The following is a 17754-nucleotide window of genomic DNA, read 5'->3' as shown; positions in this document are numbered from 1 at the left end:
ATCGCTTTAAAAACAAGTGATTGACGGCTAATCGAGGCATAAACATGGACTGGTATCTGCAGGTAATAAGAAACTATATTGGCTTTGGCGGCCGCGCCCGCCGCAAAGAGTACTGGATGTTTATTCTGGTCAATATCATCCTCACCGGCGTGCTTAGCATTATCGATAAAATGCTGGGCTGGCAGCGGGCGGGAGGTGAAGGCATCCTGACGACAATTTACGGCGTGCTGATCTTTTTGCCGTGGTGGGCGGTACAGTTTCGGCGCTTACATGACACGGACCGCTCGGCGTGGTGGCTACTGCTGCTATTAATCCCGGTGATTGGCTGGCTGGTGATTCTGGTGTTCAATTGCCAAAACGGCACGCCGGGAAATAACCGCTTCGGGCCCGATCCCAAACCCCTTTCATCGTGAACAACGCGCGCCGCCTTCGGGCGGCGCGCGGCGCTGATTTACTTCCCGCTAAACAGTTTGGGAATTTCCCGCAGGCACCAGGATTTGGCCTCGCCCATGCTATCGCGGCGCCAGGCCATTATAATGTCAATCTCATTGGTATATTCCGGGCTGACCACCCGCAGGCGCCCTTCGGCAATATCCTGCTCAACCAGCGGATAAGGCATTGTCGCCACCCCCAGCCCGGCCAGCAGCGCCTGGCGTTTATCTTCAATGGTGCTGACCGTTAAACGCGGCTGCTTGTCGAGCAGCTGCACCGTCAGCACCGGACGTTCGCGGGCGGTATCCGCCACCGCCACGCCGCGATACTTCACCCGCGTGACTTCGGAAAGCGGCTCGGCCTCCTGATGAATAGGGTGATTCGGCGCCGCAACGTAAACGTTCAGCACCGAATAGAGCTTACGCGAGTTAATTTCCGACGAAGAGCGAAAGTGCATATCCGGCGCGACGACGATATCCGCCCGGCCCTGCTCAAGGCGCTCCCAGGCGCCAGCAAGCACTTCGGTAATGACGGAGAGCTGCGTGTTCGATTTGGTCGCCAGCTTCTCAATCAGCGGGAAAAAGTCGCTGGTCGGTACCAGCGCTTCGGTGACGATAGTCAGGTGCGTTTCCCAACCGCGGGAGAGTGCTTCAGCATCGGTAGTAAGCTTATCCGCTGCCTCCAGCAGGACGCGTCCGCGCTCCAGCAGCATGCGGCCAACGTTGGTGAATTTTGTTCGATGACCGGAGCGGTCAAACAGCACCACGTCCAGCTCCTCTTCCAGCTTTTGCATCGTGTAGCTAAGTGCCGAAGGGACGCGTCCGAGCTCGTCAGCCGCAGCGGCAAAGCTCCCGCGCCTGTCGATCGCATCCATTACGCGCAACGCCTCCAGCGTTAATGCTCTCTCTTTAGCCATAGCGCTCTCATTCAGGAAATTTGAATATACCGGGCAGAATATCTGGCTAACAATACAGCGTCCATACCTTTACCATTGATTTAGTGTAAAGAGAGGTCAAGACAATGATTACTACCCGAACAGCCAAACAATGCGGACAAGCAGATTTCGGCTGGCTGCAGGCCCGCTACACCTTTTCCTTTGGACACTACTTCGACCCTAAATTGCTAGGCTACGCCTCCTTGCGCGTGCTCAACCAGGAAGTTCTGGCACCGGGCGCATCGTTTCAGCCGCGTACCTATCCGAAAGTCGATATCCTGAACCTGATCCTGGAAGGGGAAGCGGAGTACCGCGATAGCGACGGCAACCACATGCAGGCTAAAACTGGCGAAGCGCTGCTGATTTCGACCCAGCCGGGCGTCAGCTACAGCGAGCATAATCTGAGTAAAGATCGTTCGCTAACACGGATGCAGCTGTGGCTGGACGCCTGTCCGGAGCGCGAGAATCCGCTGGTGCAGAAGATGAGCATCGCCGAAGGTCCCCGGCAGCTGCTGGCGTCGCCCGACGGCGCGCAGGATAGTTTGCAGCTACGCCAGCAGGTCTGGATCCATCATCTCGATCTCGCGAAAGGCGAGCGGATTAACGTCCAGCTTCACGGGCCGCGCGCCTATCTGCAGTCGATTCACGGGACCGTGCACGCCGTGGCGCATGAAGAGGAAAAGCAGGCGCTGACCTGCGGCGATGGCGCATTTATTCGTGATGAAGCTAACATTACGCTCGTTGCCGATACGTCTTTGCGCGCGTTACTGATAGATTTACCGGTGTAACAACGGGAGTCATGGAGCTTATCAGTGAGTAAGAAGAAACCGAAGAAGAGCGCATCGCCGACTCAGCCGACCTTGCCGGAAACAACGAACGTCGTCAGCTTTGGCTACGAAGAGATGCTCAGCGAGCTGGAGGCCATTGTTGCAGAAGCCGAAACGCGGCTTCTGGATGAAGAAAACGCCGCCTGATACCCAAAATCGGCTCCTGCCGGGGCCGACGCGGCTTTATCCCGCCTGAGCAGGCCATTTTTATCTCCGCCGTGCAGCTTTGTTTTCATGAAGAGTGTCGTGGACAGTCATTCATCCACGCAGAAAGCACAAAACCCCGCCGAAGCGGGTTTTGTGTCGAATGAGTTGAAGCTGACCGATAAGTCGCCTTCTTTTCATGAAGAGTGTCGTGGACAGTCATTCATTCACGCAGAAAGCACAAAACCCCGCCGAAGCGGGGTTTTCTGAATAAAGTTGAAGCTGACCGATAAGCCGGGTTCTGTCGTGGACAGTCATTCATCTAGGCCAGCAATCGCTCACTGGCTCAAGCAGCCTACCCGGGTTCAGTACGGGCCGTACCTTATGAACCCCTATTTGGCCTTGCTCCGGGTGGAGTTTACCGTGCCGCGAACTGTTACCAGCCGCGCGGTGCGCTCTTACCGCACCCTTTCACCCTTACCTGATCCCGCTTGCGCGGGCCATCGGCGGTTTGCTCTCTGTTGCACTGGTCGTGGGTTTCCCCCCCAGGCGTTACCTGGCACCCTGCCCTATGGAGCCCGGACTTTCCTCCCCTCCGCCCGTCTCCCCCGAAGGAGGACGACGACGAAGCGGCGACTGTCTGGTCAGCTTCGGCGCGAAGTATAGAGGGTTTGCCGTCGGTTGTCATCCCTCCATCGCCATCCCGGCCCGCAATGTCGCGGCGATGTTGCGCGACGCGCGATAAATATTGTCCGATGCCCCGCGAAACGCCTCTTCCAGCGTCGTAATATTGGTCAGCACGCTGAATACCGCATCGATGCCAAACTGATGCACCACGCCAACGTCGCGGGTCAGGCTGCCGGCAATGCCAATCACCGGCTTATGGTATTTTTTCGCCACGCTCGCCACGCCGACCGGCACCTTGCCATGAATACTTTGGCTATCCAGCCGCCCTTCGCCGGTCACCACCAGCGAGCAGTCGAGAATATGCTCTTCCAGGTTCAGCGCCTGGGTGACAATCTCAACCCCGCTGCGCAGTTCGGCATTCAGGAACGCCATCAGCGCGGCCCCCATACCGCCGGCAGCCCCGGCTCCCGCCACCTTTTTCACATCCACGCGCAAATCGGCTTTTATCACGTCGGCATAGTGTTCAAGATTGCGATCCAGCTCGAGGATCATCGCTTCGCTCGCCCCCTTCTGCGGGCCAAAAATACGCGAGGCGCCCGCATCGCCAGTCAGCGGATTGGTCACGTCGCAGGCTACGCGGATGGTACATCCCTGCAGCCGGGCGTCCAGATCGCGGAGATCGATAGCGTTCAGGCTGGCGAGGCTCCCGCCGCCGTAGCCAATCTCGCGGCCGTTAGCGTCGCGAAGGCTGGCTCCCAGCGCCTGCACCATGCCGGCGCCGCCGTCGTTAGTGGCGCTGCCGCCGATGCCGATAATGATATTTTTCGCCCCATGATCCAGCGCCTGGAGAATCAGCTCCCCGGTCCCGCGCGATGTCGTCAGCAGCGGGTTGCGCAGCGCCGGTGGCACCAGGCACAGCCCGCTGGCGGCCGCCATCTCGATAAACGCCGTTTTACCGTCGCCGGACATCCCCCAGCTGGCGTTCACCTTTTCACCTAACGGCCCCGTGACCAAAGCGCTATATTCAGAACCCTGCGTGGCGGCAATCATGGCCTCGACGGTGCCTTCACCGCCGTCGGCGACCGGAACGGAAACATACTCCGCATCAGGGAAAATTTCCCGAAATCCTTTTTCTATCGCCTGAGCTACCTCAATGGCAGAAAGGCTTTCTTTATAAGAGTCTGGGGCGATTACGATTTTCATAGTTATGTAGCCTGACAGTGCCGCGCAAGGCAAGAATTACAGGGCGCGTTCCGCGCCCTTCTTGTTAGCGAGTGACTTCCACTTTCGCCAGTTTCTCGTAATAGCATGCCAGCGCGCTGTGATCGGCGGTCCCGAGACCATCGGCGCGCAGCGCCTGCATCATTTCCATCACCGCCGCCGTCAGCGGCAGCTGAGCGCCCACGCCGTGGGACGTATCCAGCGCGTTGGCCAGATCTTTAATATGCAGGTCGATGCGGAAACCCGGCTTGAAGTTACGATCCATCACCATCGGCGCTTTCGCATCCAGCACGGTGCTCCCCGCCAGGCCGCCGCGGATAGCCTGATACACCAGATCCGGATTGACGCCCGCTTTGGTGGCGAGGGTCAGGGCTTCGGACATCGCGGCAATATTCAACGCGACGATCACCTGGTTGGCCAGCTTAGTCACGTTGCCAGCTCCCACTTCACCGGTGTGCACGACCGAGCCGGCCATCGTCTTCATCAGGTCGTAGTATTTATCGAAGATAGCCCGATCGCCGCCGACCATCACCGACAGCGTACCGTCGATCGCCTTCGGCTCGCCGCCGCTCACCGGCGCATCGAGCATATCCACGCCCTTCGCCTTCAGCGCTTCGCTGATTTCGCGGCTGGCCAGCGGCGCGATGGAGCTCATATCGATCAGCACGGTGCCCGGCTTCGCGCCTTCAATAATGCCGTTTTCCCCCAGAGCCACTTCTTTCACATGCGGGGAGTTCGGCAGCATCGTGATAATGACATCGCACTGCTCGGCAATCGCCTTCGCCGTTGCCGCCGTTTCCGCTCCGGCAGCAATCGCTTCGGCAATCGCTTCAGGATTACGGTCGGAGACCACCAGCGAGTAACCGGCTTTCAGCAGGTTTTTGCTCATAGGCTTGCCCATGATGCCCAGGCCAATAAAACCAACTTTCATCGTCATAACGTTCTCTCTCTTTTGATCCCGAGGGTTATTTTTTAAAAGAATCCGCAAGCTTTTGCGTGGCGGAGCGGAATACGCCCAAATCGCTGCCGACGGCAACGAAGGTGGCGCCCCATTCCAGATAGCGGCGCGCATCGGCCTCTACCGGCGCCAGAATTCCGCTCGGCTTACCGTGCTTTTTCGCGCTCGCAAAAATGTGCTGAATCGCGCGCTGCACGTCAGGGTGAGCGGCATTGCCCAGATGGCCTAGCGCCGCGGCTAAATCGCTGGGGCCGACAAAAATACCGTCAACGCCTTCGGTTGCCGCGATGGCATCGACGCTATCTACGCCCTGCTGGCTTTCAATCTGTACAAGGATGGTGATGTTTTTGTTTGCTTGCGCGAAGTAGTCCGCCACGGTGCCAAACATGTTGGCGCGGTGGGAAACGGAGACCCCGCGGATGCCTTCCGGCGGATAGCGGGTGGAGGCTACGGCGTTCACCGCCTCCTCTTTACTTTCGACAAACGGGATCAGGAAGTTATAAAAACCGATATCCAGCAGGCGCTTAATAATAACCGGCTCGTTAGTCGGGACCCGCACAACCGCAGCGCTGGCGCTGCCCTTCAGGGCCATCAGCTGGGGGATAAAAGTCGCCATATCGTTTGGCGCATGCTCGCCGTCCAGCACCAGCCAGTCAAAGCCCGCGAGGCCTAAGACTTCGGTGCTAATCGGGCTTGCCAGCGCGGACCAGCAGCCAATCTGAACCTGATGCGCTGCCAGCGCCGCCTTGAATTTGTTCGGGAAGATATCGTTACTCATCGCTTATACCTTGTCACTTAACCGTGAATTATTTTTGCAGTTCCATACGCTTGATGTCGCCAACAATGAAGAGGTAGCAAACCATCGCCATCAGCGCTGAACAACCGACAAACACCAGCGCCGCGTTAAACGAATGCAGCTCGCTGACCAGATAGCCAATGACCAGAGGAGTCACAATCGACGCCACGTTACCGAATACGTTGAAGACCCCGCCGCACAGGCCAACAATCTCCTTCGGCGCGGTATCAGAAATGACCGGCCAGCCGAGGGCGCCAAAGCCTTTGCCGAAGAACGCCAGCGCCATCAGGGTCACCACCAGCGCGGTGTTATCGGTGTAGTTACACAGAATAATGGTTGAAGCCAGCAGCATGCCGAGCACGATAGGCAGCTTACGGGCCAGTGTGATAGAAAAGCCGCGCTTAATCAGATAGTCGGAGAACACGCCGCCCAGCACGCCGCCGGCAAAGCCGCACAGCGCCGGGATGGAGGCCACCAGCCCCACTTTCAGAATCGACATCCCCTTATCCTGCACCAGGTAAATCGGAAACCAGGTGAGGAAGAACCAGGTGATGGTGTTGATAAAATATTGGCCAAAAAATACGCCCAGCATCATGCGGTTGGTTAACAGCTGCTTGATATAGTGGAGTTTCGGCCCGCTGGCCGTGCTGCCGCCGGTTTTTTTATGGTCCATATCCACCACCGCGCCGTTGTCAGAGATAAACTTCAGCTCTTGCTTTGACATCCGCGGATGATCGGTCGGGTTATGAATCAGCTTTACCCACAGGCCGGTGAGGATAAAACCGATGACCCCCATAACGGTAAACACGTGCTCCCAGCCCCAGGCGAAGGTTAACCAGCCGAGCAGAGGCGAGAACAGCGCCAGCGAAAAATATTGCGCAGAGTTAAAGATAGCGGAGGCGGTACCGCGCTCTTTGGTCGGGAACCAGGCCGCGACGATGCGGGCGTTAGCCGGAAACGACGGCGCTTCCGAAAAACCCAGCATAAACCGCATAATGAACATCGATATCCCGGCCCAGGCAAGCGGAAATAGGTCAACAAAGCCCTGCAGGAAGGTAAACAGCGACCAGAAGAAGAGGCTGTAGGTGTAGACCTTCTTCGAGCCAAACCTATCCAGCAGCCAGCCGCCGGGGATTTGCATCAGCAAATAGGCCCAGCCAAAGGCGGAGAAAATGTATCCCATCGACACGGCGCTGAGCTGAAGCTCTTTTGCCACTTCGGCTCCGGCAACCGAGAGCGTTGCGCGGTCGGCATAGTTAACGGCGGTGACGATAAATATTATCAGTAAAATTAAATATCGGGTCGGCAAGCCCTTTTTTGTTGCTTCAACCGTATCAAGCATCATTTTATTTACCTCAGGTACTCGAGAGTTACTTTCTTATTATTTAAACGCTACTGTAAAGATGTCTTTAAAATAAAAACAGACATCGAATAGCAAATCCGGCGTGATGAAATCGTCATTCAGTATAAACAGCAGATATCCGCCGCGCATTGTGCATGCGCACAATTAATACAGTAAATATAAATATTACTTTAAACATATGCATATAATGATGGGCGCTAATGCACATATTTATGCTTTGATACCGCCGCTGGCGCGGCCATCACGACAATGAGTGATCGCCATCACATTTTTGCTAGCGAACTCCTGACATCCTAATTCCACAACACTGAGAACATCCGCAATTAAATTGCGAATCCAGAACTTATTATTTTATTATCCCCACCTTGCTGGAGAATACTGGACAATGGCCGACATCGAAATTAGACAACAATCGCCCAGCGCGTTTTATATAAAAGTACACGACACCGATAATGTGGCAATTATTGTCAATGATAATGGTCTGAAAGCCGGGAGTCGTTTCCCGGACGGACTGGAGCTGATTGAACATATTCCTCAGGGCCATAAGGTGGCGCTGGTGGATATTCCCGTTCACGGCGAAATCATCCGCTATGGCGAAGTCATCGGCTACGCCGTTCGCGATATCGCGCGCGGCAGCTGGATTGACGAATCCACGGTAGAACTACCCAGCGCGCCGCCGCTGAATACCCTGCCGCTGGCCACCAAAGTCCCGCAGGCGCAGCCCGCGCTGGAAGGCTATACCTTTGAGGGCTATCGCAACGCCGACGGCAGCGTCGGGACCAAGAATTTGCTCGGCATCACCACCAGCGTGCACTGCGTCGCCGGGGTCGTCGATTACGTGGTCAAAATCATCGAACGCGACCTGCTGCCGAAGTACCCGAATGTCGACGGCGTCGTGGGCCTCAATCACCTGTACGGCTGCGGCGTCGCCATCAACGCGCCGGCGGCCGTGGTGCCTATCCGCACCATCCACAATATCTCACTGAACCCGAATTTTGGCGGCGAGGTGATGGTGGTTGGCCTCGGCTGCGAAAAGCTGCAGCCGGAGCGCCTGCTGCAGGGGACGGAAGATGTCCAGCCTGTCGCCGTGGATAGCGCCAGCATCGTGCGGCTGCAGGATGAACATCATGTCGGCTTTAAATCAATGGTCGACGATATTCTGCAGGTTGCGGAGCGTCACCTGGCGAAGCTCAACCGGCGCCAGCGCGAAACCTGTCCGGCTTCCGAGCTGGTGGTCGGCATGCAGTGCGGCGGCAGCGACGCGTTTTCCGGCGTCACCGCCAACCCGGCGGTCGGCTATGCCTCCGACCTGCTGGTCCGCTGCGGCGCGACGGTGATGTTCTCAGAGGTCACCGAAGTTCGTGACGCCATTCATCTGCTCACCCCGCGCGCGGCGAATGAGGAGGTCGGTAAACGCCTGCTCGAAGAGATGGCCTGGTACGACAACTATCTCAATCTCGGCCAAACCGATCGCAGCGCCAACCCCTCACCGGGGAACAAAAAGGGCGGCCTCGCCAACGTAGTGGAAAAGGCGCTGGGCTCTATCGCCAAGTCGGGGAAAAGCGCGATTGTCGAGGTGCTGTCTCCGGGCCAGCGCCCGACGAAACGCGGGCTGATATTTGCCGCCACCCCCGCCAGCGATTTTGTTTGCGGCACCCAGCAGGTCGCATCCGGCATTACGGTTCAGGTGTTCACCACCGGCCGCGGTACGCCGTACGGTCTCGTCGCGGTGCCGGTCATTAAAATGGCGACCCGCACCGAGCTGGCGAACCGCTGGTATGACTTAATGGATATTAACGCCGGGACTATCGCCACCGGCGAAGAGACCATCGAAGAGGTGGGCCTGAAGCTGTTTGAGTTTATTCTCGCCGTCGCCAGCGGCCGCAGGAAAACCTTCTCAGATACGTGGGGGCTGCATAACCAGCTGGCGGTGTTTAACCCGGCGCCGGTAACCTGATTAACCGCCGGATAGCCTGACTTCGAGCCCCTCTTCTGCAAGGAGAGGGGTCACGTTTAGCCCTTCACCAGCCGCACATCAATACCGCTCTTGCGCAGCCCTTCAAGGCTTTCGCTGGGGATCCCTTCATCGACGATAATCATATCAATCCGCTGAGTATCGATAATCTTATGCAGGCTCGAACGATTAAATTTCGTTGAGTCGGTCACGACAACAATCCGCTCCGCCACCTCGCACATCCGGCGATTCAGACGCGCTTCATCCTCATTATGGGTACTCACGCCGCGATCGAGATCGATGGCGTCGACGCCGAGAAACAGCATGTCAAAGTGGTAATTCTGTAACGACTGCTCCGCCTGGTCGCCATAGAACGACTGCGACTGGCGGCGCAGGTGGCCGCCGGTCATCAGCAGCTCGACCCCTTCGGCATCCAGCAGCGCATTCGCCACGTTCATCCCGTTAGTCATGACTATCAAATCGGTATGCTGGCGCAGCATACGGGCAATTTCATAGGTTGTGGTGCCGGAGTCGAGAATAATCCGGTGCCCCGGTTGAATCAGTTCTACCGCCGCCTGCGCGATGCTGCGCTTCACCGCGGTATTGAGCGCGCTTTTATCTTCCACTGACGGCTCCGCCGCGGGCGTTGTACCGTCGCAGATCAGCGCCCCGCCGTAGGCGCGAACGGCGATGCCCTGCTTTTCAAGAAAGGCCAGATCGTTGCGAATCGTCACCGTCGAGACGCCATATAGCAGAGCAAGGTCGTTCACCTGCACGCTTCCCTGCTGGCGCAGCCGCTGGATAATTTGCTCGCGCCTCTCACTGGTGCCGCTGATGCGCTTATCTGCAGAAGAGTCGGGACTGCTCATAGGTATTCCTTTAGCTAAATCTTTCGTTTCATTTCGTTTTGTCTATTAACACCTTTCTTTTAGCGGAATGCAAGCCCCGCAGCGCGGCATCGCGGCGCACCCTTCGACGCTGAAACCTTTCATTATGTTTCTTTTGTGAAACAGATCGGAAAACCATTATCTTTCGTTTTATTTTTACAGCACCATAGCGCAGTATTAAATGAAACAAAACGAAAGATTAACGTCATTACCATCCGCAATGGAGAGGAAAGTGAAACATCTTACAGAAATGGTAGCGCAGCATAAAAGAGGAAGTACAGGCGGAATTTATGCCGTCTGCTCCGCGCATCCGCTGGTACTCGAAGCGGCCATTCGCTTCGCCCGCGCCCGGCATACCCCGCTGCTGATCGAAGCCACCTCCAATCAGGTGGATCAGTTCGGCGGCTACACCGGCATGACGCCCGCCGATTTCCGCGGCTTTGTCTGCCAGCTCGCCAGCTCGCTTGATTTCCCCCAGCCGCAGCTGATCCTCGGCGGCGATCATCTCGGCCCTAACCGCTGGCAAAACCTGCCCGCAGCCCAGGCGATGGCCAACGCCGACGATCTTATTAAGAGCTACGTCGCGGCCGGCTTTAAGAAGATCCACCTCGATTGCAGCATGTCCTGCGCGGGCGATCCGCTGCCGTTAACCGATGAGATCGTCGCCGATCGCGCCGCCCGGCTGGCAAAGATAGCCGAAGAGACCTGCCGTGAGCACTTTGGCGAATCCGACCTGGTCTACGTGATCGGTACCGAAGTGCCCGTACCAGGCGGCGCCCATGAGACGCTGACCGAACTGCAGGTCACCACGCCCGATGCGGCGCGCGCGACGCTGGAAGCGCATCGTCAGGCCTTTGCAAAGCAGGGGCTGAGCAATATCTGGCCGCGTAGTATCGGGCTGGTGGTCCAGCCCGGCGTCGAATTCGATCATATCAACGTTATCGACTATCAGCCGCAGAAAGCCGTGGCGCTGAGCGCCATGGTGGAAGCCTATGACACGCTGATATTTGAAGCCCACTCCACGGACTATCAGACGCCGCAAGCGCTGCGCCAGCTGGTGAAAGATCACTTCGCCATCCTGAAAGTCGGCCCGGCGCTCACCTTCGCCCTGCGCGAAGCGCTGTTCTCGCTGGCGGCAATAGAGGAGGAACTCCTGCCCGCGAAAGCCTGCTCCGGCCTGCGTCAGGTGCTGGAAAACGTGATGCTCGATCGCCCGGAATACTGGCAAAACCACTATCACGGCGACGGCAACGCGCGGCGCCTGGCGCGCGGCTACAGCTACTCTGACCGTGTTCGCTACTACTGGCCGGACGGTCAAATCGATGAGGCGTTTGCCCGCCTGGTGCGTAACCTGGCGGATTTTCCCATCCCGCTGCCGCTCATCAGCCAGTATATGCCGTTGCAGTACATCAAAGTTCGCGAGGGCGATCTCAAGGCGGAACCCCGGGATCTTATCATCGACCACATTCAGGACATACTGCAGCAGTACCACGCCGCCTGTCAGGGCGTTACGTCCCATAACGCATAACAACAAAGAGGAAAACGCGATGCCAAACATTGTCTTAAGCCGTATCGATGAACGTTTGATCCACGGTCAGGTGGGGGTGCAGTGGGTCGGGTTTGCGGGAGCGAACCTGGTGCTGGTGGCCAACGATGAGGTTGCTGAGGATTCGGTACAGCAAAATCTGATGGAGATGGTGCTGGCGGAGGGGATCGCCGTGCGCTTCTGGTCGCTGCAGAAGGTGATAGACAACATCCACCGCGCCGCCGACCGGCAAAAAATTCTGCTGGTCTGTAAAACGCCGGCCGATTTCCTCAGGCTTGTGGAGGGCGGCGTTCCCGTCACGCGTATCAACGTAGGAAATATGCACTACGCCAACGGCAAACAGCACATTGCCAAAACGGTTTCTGTAGACGCTGACGATATTGCCGCGTTCAACGGCCTGAAGGCCGCCGGGGTGGAATGCTTCGTTCAGGGCGTTCCGACAGAACCCGCTTTGGATCTCTTTAAACTACTCTGAGGGATTCATAATGGAAATCAGTCTGTTGCAGGCTTTTGCATTAGGCATTCTTGCCTTTATCGCAGGCCTCGATATGTTCAACGGGTTAACCCATATGCACCGTCCGGTGGTCCTCGGCCCGCTGGTGGGCCTGATTCTCGGCGATCTGCATACCGGTATTTTAACCGGCGGTACGCTGGAGCTGGTCTGGATGGGGCTGGCCCCGCTGGCGGGCGCCCAGCCGCCAAACGTGATTATCGGCACTATCGTCGGTACCACCTTCGCCATAACCACCGGCGTGAAGCCTGATGTCGCCGTTGGCGTCGCCGTTCCCTTCGCCGTCGCGGTACAGATGGGGATCACCTTCCTGTTCTCGGTGATGTCCGGCGTGATGTCCCGCTGCGACCGGATGGCGGCCAACGCCGATACTCGCGGTATTGAGCGGGTGAACTACCTGGCTCTGCTGGCGTTAGGGGTCTTCTATTTTCTCTGCGCCTTCCTGCCGATCTACTTCGGCGCGGAGCACGCGAAAACCGCCATCGATGTGCTGCCGGAGCGCCTGATTGACGGCCTCGGCGTGGCGGGCGGCATCATGCCGGCGATCGGCTTCGCCGTACTGCTGAAAATCATGATGAAAAATGTCTACATTCCCTACTTTATCATCGGCTTTGTCGCCGCAGCCTGGCTGAAGCTACCGGTGTTGGCGATTGCCGCCGCCGCGCTGGCGATGGCGCTCATTGACCTGCTGCGTAAATCTCCAGAACCGGCTGCGCCGGCGGCACAGAAAGAGGAATTCGAAGATGGCATCTAATCAAACCACTCTGCCCGGCGTTTCCACCGCCGAAGAGACGCTGCTTTCCGGCGTGAATGAAAACGTCTACGAAGACCAGACGCTCGGCGCGGAGCTGACGAAAAAAGATATTAACCGCGTCGCCTGGCGCTCCATGCTTCTGCAGGCCTCGTTCAACTACGAACGTATGCAGGCCTCCGGCTGGCTATATGGTCTGCTGCCGGCGCTGAAAAAGATCCACACCAACCAGCGCGACCTGGCGCGCGCCATGAAAGGCCATATGGGGTTCTTCAACACTCACCCCTTCCTGGTGACCTTTGTCATCGGCATCATCCTCGCAATGGAGCGCTCCAAGCAGGACGTCAACAGCATCCAGAGCACTAAAATCGCCGTCGGCGCCCCGCTCGGCGGGATTGGCGATGCGATGTTCTGGCTGACGCTGCTGCCGATTTGCGGCGGCATTGGCGCCAGCCTCGCGCTGCAGGGGTCGATCCTCGGCGCGGTGGTGTTTATCGTGCTGTTTAACGTGGTGCATCTCGGCCTGCGCTTCGGCCTCGCGCACTACGCTTATCGTATGGGCGTGGCGGCGATACCGCTAATTAAAGCCAATACCAAAAAGGTCGGGCACGCGGCGTCAATCGTCGGGATGACGGTAATTGGCGCGCTGGTGGCAACCTACGTGCGTCTCAACACTACGCTGGAAATCACCGCGGGCGATGCGGTCGTGAAGCTGCAGACCGATGTTATCGACAAGCTGATGCCGGCGTTTCTGCCGCTGGTTTACACCCTGACCATGTTCTGGCTGGTGCGCCGCGGCTGGAGCCCGCTGCGTCTTATCGCGCTCACCGTCGTCCTGGGCGTCGTGGGTAAATTCTGCCACTTCCTGTAAATACAAAGAGGTATGCAATGCCAGGTATTATTTTGACGGGTCACGGAGGCTTTGCCAGCGGTATGGCAATGGCGATGAAACAGATACTCGGCGAGCAGCCGCAGTTTATCGCGATCGATTTTCCGGAGACCTCGACCACCGCGCTGCTCACCTCGCAGCTTGAGCAGGCGCTGGGCCAGCTGGACGCCGAAGACGATATCATTTTTCTGACCGACCTGCTGGGCGGGACGCCGTTTCGCGTGGCCTCGACGCTGGCGATGCAAAAGCCGGGGCGTGAAGTGATTACCGGCACCAACCTGCAGCTGCTGCTGGAGATGGTGCTGGAGCGCGAGGGGCTGGACGGCGAGGCGTTTCGCCTGCAGGCGCTGGAGTGCGGGCACCGCGGGCTAACCAGCCTGGTCGACGAGCTCGCGCGCTGTCGCGAAGAGAAACCGATTGAGGAAGGGATATGACGCACATTCTGCGCGCCAGGCGCCTGCTGACCGAGCAGGGCTGGCTTGCCGATCATCAGCTGCGTATTGAAGCAGGCGTCATCGCCGCGGTTGAGCCGGTTCCCGCCGGCGTGACCGCTCGCGACGCCGATCTGCTCTGCCCGGCCTACATCGATATTCACGTCCACGGCGGGGCGGGTATTGATGTGATGGACGAAGCGCCGGACGCGCTCGACAGGCTGGCGGTCTATAAAGCGCGCGAGGGGGTAGGCGCCTGGCTGCCGACCACCGTCACCGCGCCGCTGCCGGCCATCCACGGCGCGCTGGAGCGCATCGCCCGGCGCGTGCTTTCCGGCGGTCCCGGCGCGCTGGCGCTGGGCAGCTACCTGGAAGGCCCCTACTTCACTCCGCAGAATAAAGGCGCCCATCCGCCTGAACTGTTCCGCGAGCTGGACGTCGCCGAGCTGGATACGCTCATTGCCCGCTCGCGGCAAACCCTGCGGGTGGTGGCGCTGGCGCCGGAAAAGCCGGGGGCAATAGCGGCGATTCATCATCTTAAACGGCAGGGCGTGCGGGTAATGCTGGGCCATAGCGCCGCCACCTATGAACAAACCTGCGCCGCCTTCGCGGCCGGCGCCGACGGGCTGGTGCACTGCTACAACGGGATGAGCGGACTACATCACCGGGAGCCGGGCATGGTCGGCGCCGGATTCACCACGCCGCGGGCGTGGCTGGAGCTTATCGCCGACGGGCATCACGTCCATCCCGCCGCCATGCGCCTGTGCCGCTGCTGCGCCGGGCAACGCACCGTCCTGATTACCGATGCGATGCAGGCGGCCGGTATGCCCGATGGCCGCTATTCGCTGTGCGGCGAAGAGGTGGAGATGCACGGCGGTATTGTACGAACGGCCTCCGGTAGCCTGGCGGGTAGCACCCTGTCGCTTGATGCGGCCGTTCGCAACATGGTCGAGCTGGCGGGAGCGGCGCCGGAAGAGGCTATCCATATGGCGTCGCTGCACCCCGCCCGCCTGCTGGGCATTGACGATCGGCTGGGATCGCTACGGCCAGGGAAATGCGCAAATGTTATTGCGCTAAATGACCGACTACACCTTCAGCAGATCTGGATTCAGGGCCAGGCTCTCCCCCTTTAGCCCTTTCATTGTGTGTCATATTGGCCTTCGGTTTCGTTCCGCAAGGCCTTTCTTTTCCTTGCGGAAATAGCGTACATCCCGACGCGGTCACTTAAATAAAAAATATATCTATCAAATGGATATACAAAGGCATTGCTTTCCGATCACAGTTTTCGTTTTATTTCCTGTTTCTTTGATTGAACTTTCGATTTCTTTCATATAAATTTTACCTAACCGATTACGTGAATAAGTGAAACGAAACGAAAGATAGCGACAATTTTGCCAGCGTCTGATGTGGAATTCACACGACTAAGGACTGAGTTATGCCTGAAACCTATACCGCTACCTCCGCCACCACCGGCACCTGGACAGAAACCGAGATCCGCCAGCAGCCCGCCTGCTGGATCCGCTCGCTCACCAACATCGACAATATCCGTTCGGCGATCGACGACTTCCTCGCGCCGTTGCTGCGTAAAGACGATCTGCGGATTGTGTTAACGGGGGCAGGAACCTCCGCCTTTATCGGCGAGATCGTTTCGCCCTGGCTGGCGCGCCATACCGGGAAAAACATTAGCGCGGTGCCAACCACCGATCTGGTCACCAATCCGATGGACTATCTGAACGCCGCGCACCCGCTGCTGCTGGTCTCCTTCGCCCGCTCCGGCAATAGCCCGGAGAGCGTCGCCGCCGTAGAGCTGGCCAATCAGTTCGTCCCGGAGTGCTACCACCTGTCGATTACCTGCAACGAAGCCGGCAGCCTGTATCAAAACGCGGTAAACAGCGATAACGCCTTTGCCCTGCTGATGCCGGCGGAGACGCACGACCGCGGCTTCGCGATGACCAGCAGTATTACCACCATGATGGCGAGCTGCCTGGCGGTGCTCGCGCCCGAGGCGATCGGCAGCAAAACCTTCCGCGACGTGGCGGATCGTTGTCAGACGATCCTCACCTCGCTCGGCGATTTTAGCGACAGCGTATTTGGCAACCAGCCGTGGCGGCGGATCGTCTATCTCGGCAGCGGCGGATTACAGGGCGCGGCGCGCGAATCGGCCCTCAAGGTCCTCGAGCTGACCGCCGGCAAGCTGGCGGCGTTTTATGACTCCCCAACCGGCTTTCGCCACGGGCCGAAATCGCTGGTGGATAACGAAACTCTGGTGGTGGTGTTTATCTCCAGCCACCCGTACACCCGTCAGTACGATCTCGATCTGCTGGCCGAGCTGCGCCGCGACAAACAGGCTATGCGGGTAGTGGCGATTGCCGCCGAAGCCGACGCCGTTATCGCCGCCGGCCCGCACATCCTGCTGCCGCCTTCTCGCGCTTTTAACGACGTCGAGCAGGCTTTCTGCTTCCTGATGTACGCCCAGGCCTTCGCGCTCGCGCAGTCCATCAGCGTGGGTAATACCCCCGACACCCCTTCCGCCAGCGGCACGGTTAACCGCGTGGTGCAGGGCGTTGTCATTCACCCCTGGAATGCTTGAGAGGAGCGCATCATGAGCATTATTTCAACGAAATATCTTCTGCTGGATGCCCAGGCAAAGGGCTATGCGGTGCCGGCATTCAATATTCATAACGCCGAAACGATCCAGGCGATCCTCGAGGTGTGCAGCGAAATGCGATCGCCGGTGATCCTCGCCGGCACGCCGGGAACCTTTAAGCACATTGCGCTGGAGGAGATCTACGCCCTGTGCAGCGCCTACGCCACCACTTACGAGATGCCGCTGGCGCTGCATCTCGATCACCATGAATCGCTGGACGATATCCGCCGCAAGGTCAACGCCGGCGTGCGCAGCGCGATGATCGACGGCAGCCACTTCCCGTTTGCCGAGAATGTAAAGCTGGTGAAATCGGTGGTGGATTTTTGCCACGCGCGTGACTGCAGCGTGGAGGCGGAGCTCGGCCGCCTGGGCGGAGTGGAAGATGATATGAGCGTTGATGCGGAAAGCGCGTTTCTGACCGACCCGCAGGAAGCAAAACGCTTCGTTGAACTTACCGGCGTCGACAGCCTGGCGGTGGCTATCGGCACCGCGCACGGGCTTTATACCAAAACGCCAAAAATTGATTTTCGCCGCCTGGGGGAGATTCGCGAAGTGGTTGACGTTCCCCTGGTCCTGCACGGCGCGAGCGATGTCCCTGACGATTACGTTCGCCGCACCATCGAGCTGGGAGTATGCAAAGTCAACGTCGCTACCGAGCTGAAAATTGCGTTTTCCGGTGCCGTAAAACAGTGGTTTGGCGAACATCCTGATGGCAATGACCCGCGCTATTACATGCGTGTCGGTATGGACGCCATGAAAGAAGTGGTAAAAAGCAAAATCAACGTCTGCGGTTCGGCGAATAAATTAGTGACCTGTTCGCCATCAGTTTCGTAAAT

General features: G+C 58.2%; 18 protein-coding genes and 1 other RNA gene. 12 read left to right on the top strand and 7 right to left on the bottom strand.

Features of this window, described 5'->3' with window-relative positions; all coding sequences use genetic code 11:
* Positions 1–44 precede the first annotated feature (44 nt).
* Positions 45–413, top strand: coding sequence for a DUF805 domain-containing protein (locus AC1M2H_RS03085; protein ID WP_480150236.1), 369 nt, complete (start codon positions 45–47; stop codon positions 411–413).
* 38 nt (positions 414–451) lie between these two features.
* Here the strand turns inward: AC1M2H_RS03085 and AC1M2H_RS03080 are convergent, their stop codons facing one another.
* Complete coding sequence (locus AC1M2H_RS03080; RefSeq protein WP_480150235.1) at positions 452–1348, bottom strand: LysR family transcriptional regulator; 897 nt, start codon at positions 1346–1348, stop codon at positions 452–454.
* Between the two features lie 104 nt (positions 1349–1452).
* Between AC1M2H_RS03080 and AC1M2H_RS03075 the strand changes: the two genes are divergently transcribed.
* On the top strand, positions 1453–2154 hold the full coding sequence (locus tag AC1M2H_RS03075; RefSeq protein WP_480150234.1) for a pirin family protein: 702 nt from the start codon (positions 1453–1455) through the stop codon (positions 2152–2154).
* Between the two features lie 24 nt (positions 2155–2178).
* Positions 2179–2340 carry a hypothetical protein gene (locus AC1M2H_RS03070; RefSeq protein ID WP_480150233.1) on the top strand — a complete coding sequence of 54 codons (162 nt, stop codon included), beginning with the start codon at positions 2179–2181 and terminating at the stop codon, positions 2338–2340.
* A gap of 271 nt (positions 2341–2611) precedes the next feature.
* Here the strand turns inward: AC1M2H_RS03070 and rnpB are convergent.
* The 5 genes from rnpB to AC1M2H_RS03045 all read right to left on the bottom strand — a co-directional run bounded on the left by rnpB (position 2612) and on the right by AC1M2H_RS03045 (position 7284).
* Positions 2612–2989: RNase P RNA component class A (gene rnpB / locus AC1M2H_RS03065), an RNA gene on the bottom strand.
* A 32-nt stretch (positions 2990–3021) separates the two neighbouring features.
* Positions 3022–4167: a glycerate 2-kinase gene (gene garK, locus AC1M2H_RS03060; RefSeq protein WP_480150232.1), complete on the bottom strand. Its 1146-nt coding sequence runs from the start codon at positions 4165–4167 to the stop codon at positions 3022–3024.
* A 64-nt stretch (positions 4168–4231) separates the two neighbouring features.
* Positions 4232–5122, bottom strand: coding sequence for a 2-hydroxy-3-oxopropionate reductase (gene garR, locus AC1M2H_RS03055; RefSeq protein WP_480150231.1), 891 nt, complete (start codon positions 5120–5122; stop codon positions 4232–4234).
* Positions 5123–5150: 28 nt separating this feature from the next.
* Positions 5151–5921 carry a 2-dehydro-3-deoxyglucarate aldolase gene (gene garL / locus AC1M2H_RS03050; protein WP_480150230.1) on the bottom strand — a complete coding sequence of 257 codons (771 nt, stop codon included), beginning with the start codon at positions 5919–5921 and terminating at the stop codon, positions 5151–5153.
* Positions 5922–5949: 28 nt separating this feature from the next.
* Entirely contained in the window at positions 5950–7284 is a 1335-nt protein-coding gene (locus tag AC1M2H_RS03045; protein ID WP_480150229.1) for an MFS transporter, read from the bottom strand.
* A 403-nt stretch (positions 7285–7687) separates the two neighbouring features.
* Here AC1M2H_RS03045 and garD point away from each other — a divergent pair, with 403 nt between their 5' ends.
* Positions 7688–9259, top strand: a complete 1572-nt coding sequence (gene garD, locus AC1M2H_RS03040) for a galactarate dehydratase (protein WP_480150228.1) — start codon at positions 7688–7690, stop codon at positions 9257–9259.
* Positions 9260–9315: 56 nt separating this feature from the next.
* Here the strand turns inward: garD and AC1M2H_RS03035 are convergent, their stop codons facing one another.
* The gene (locus AC1M2H_RS03035; protein WP_480150227.1) at positions 9316–10125 is read right to left on the bottom strand and encodes a DeoR family transcriptional regulator; all 810 of its coding nucleotides are present in this window, start codon (positions 10123–10125) and stop codon (positions 9316–9318) included.
* 250 nt (positions 10126–10375) lie between these two features.
* Here AC1M2H_RS03035 and kbaZ point away from each other — a divergent pair, with 250 nt between their 5' ends.
* From kbaZ to kbaY, 8 genes are all read left to right on the top strand, one after another.
* Positions 10376–11671 carry a tagatose-bisphosphate aldolase subunit KbaZ gene (kbaZ, locus tag AC1M2H_RS03030; protein WP_480150226.1) on the top strand — a complete coding sequence of 432 codons (1296 nt, stop codon included), beginning with the start codon at positions 10376–10378 and terminating at the stop codon, positions 11669–11671.
* Between the two features lie 19 nt (positions 11672–11690).
* Positions 11691–12164 carry a PTS N-acetylgalactosamine transporter subunit IIB gene (agaV, locus tag AC1M2H_RS03025; RefSeq protein ID WP_480150225.1) on the top strand — a complete coding sequence of 158 codons (474 nt, stop codon included), beginning with the start codon at positions 11691–11693 and terminating at the stop codon, positions 12162–12164.
* Positions 12165–12174: 10 nt separating this feature from the next.
* Positions 12175–12954, top strand: a complete 780-nt coding sequence (agaW, locus tag AC1M2H_RS03020; RefSeq protein WP_480150224.1) for a PTS N-acetylgalactosamine transporter subunit IIC — start codon at positions 12175–12177, stop codon at positions 12952–12954.
* The gene (gene agaE / locus AC1M2H_RS03015; protein ID WP_480150223.1) at positions 12944–13822 is read left to right on the top strand and encodes a PTS N-acetylgalactosamine transporter subunit IID; all 879 of its coding nucleotides are present in this window, start codon (positions 12944–12946) and stop codon (positions 13820–13822) included. The genes agaW and agaE overlap by 11 nt, the downstream gene beginning before the upstream one ends.
* Positions 13823–13839: 17 nt before the next feature.
* The gene (gene agaF, locus AC1M2H_RS03010; RefSeq protein WP_480150222.1) at positions 13840–14274 is read left to right on the top strand and encodes a PTS galactosamine/N-acetylgalactosamine transporter subunit IIA; all 435 of its coding nucleotides are present in this window, start codon (positions 13840–13842) and stop codon (positions 14272–14274) included.
* Complete coding sequence (nagA, locus tag AC1M2H_RS03005) at positions 14271–15404, top strand: N-acetylglucosamine-6-phosphate deacetylase (RefSeq protein WP_480150221.1); 1134 nt, start codon at positions 14271–14273, stop codon at positions 15402–15404. The genes agaF and nagA overlap by 4 nt, the downstream gene beginning before the upstream one ends.
* Positions 15405–15706: 302 nt before the next feature.
* Entirely contained in the window at positions 15707–16861 is a 1155-nt protein-coding gene (locus AC1M2H_RS03000; protein WP_480150220.1) for an SIS domain-containing protein, read from the top strand.
* 12 nt (positions 16862–16873) lie between these two features.
* Complete coding sequence (gene kbaY / locus AC1M2H_RS02995; RefSeq protein ID WP_480150219.1) at positions 16874–17752, top strand: tagatose-bisphosphate aldolase subunit KbaY; 879 nt, start codon at positions 16874–16876, stop codon at positions 17750–17752.
* Positions 17753–17754: the final 2 nt, after the last annotated feature.

It is taken from the genome of Klebsiella sp. F11 (assembly GCF_056712265.1).
This window is presented reverse-complemented; position numbering and strand designations above follow the sequence as displayed.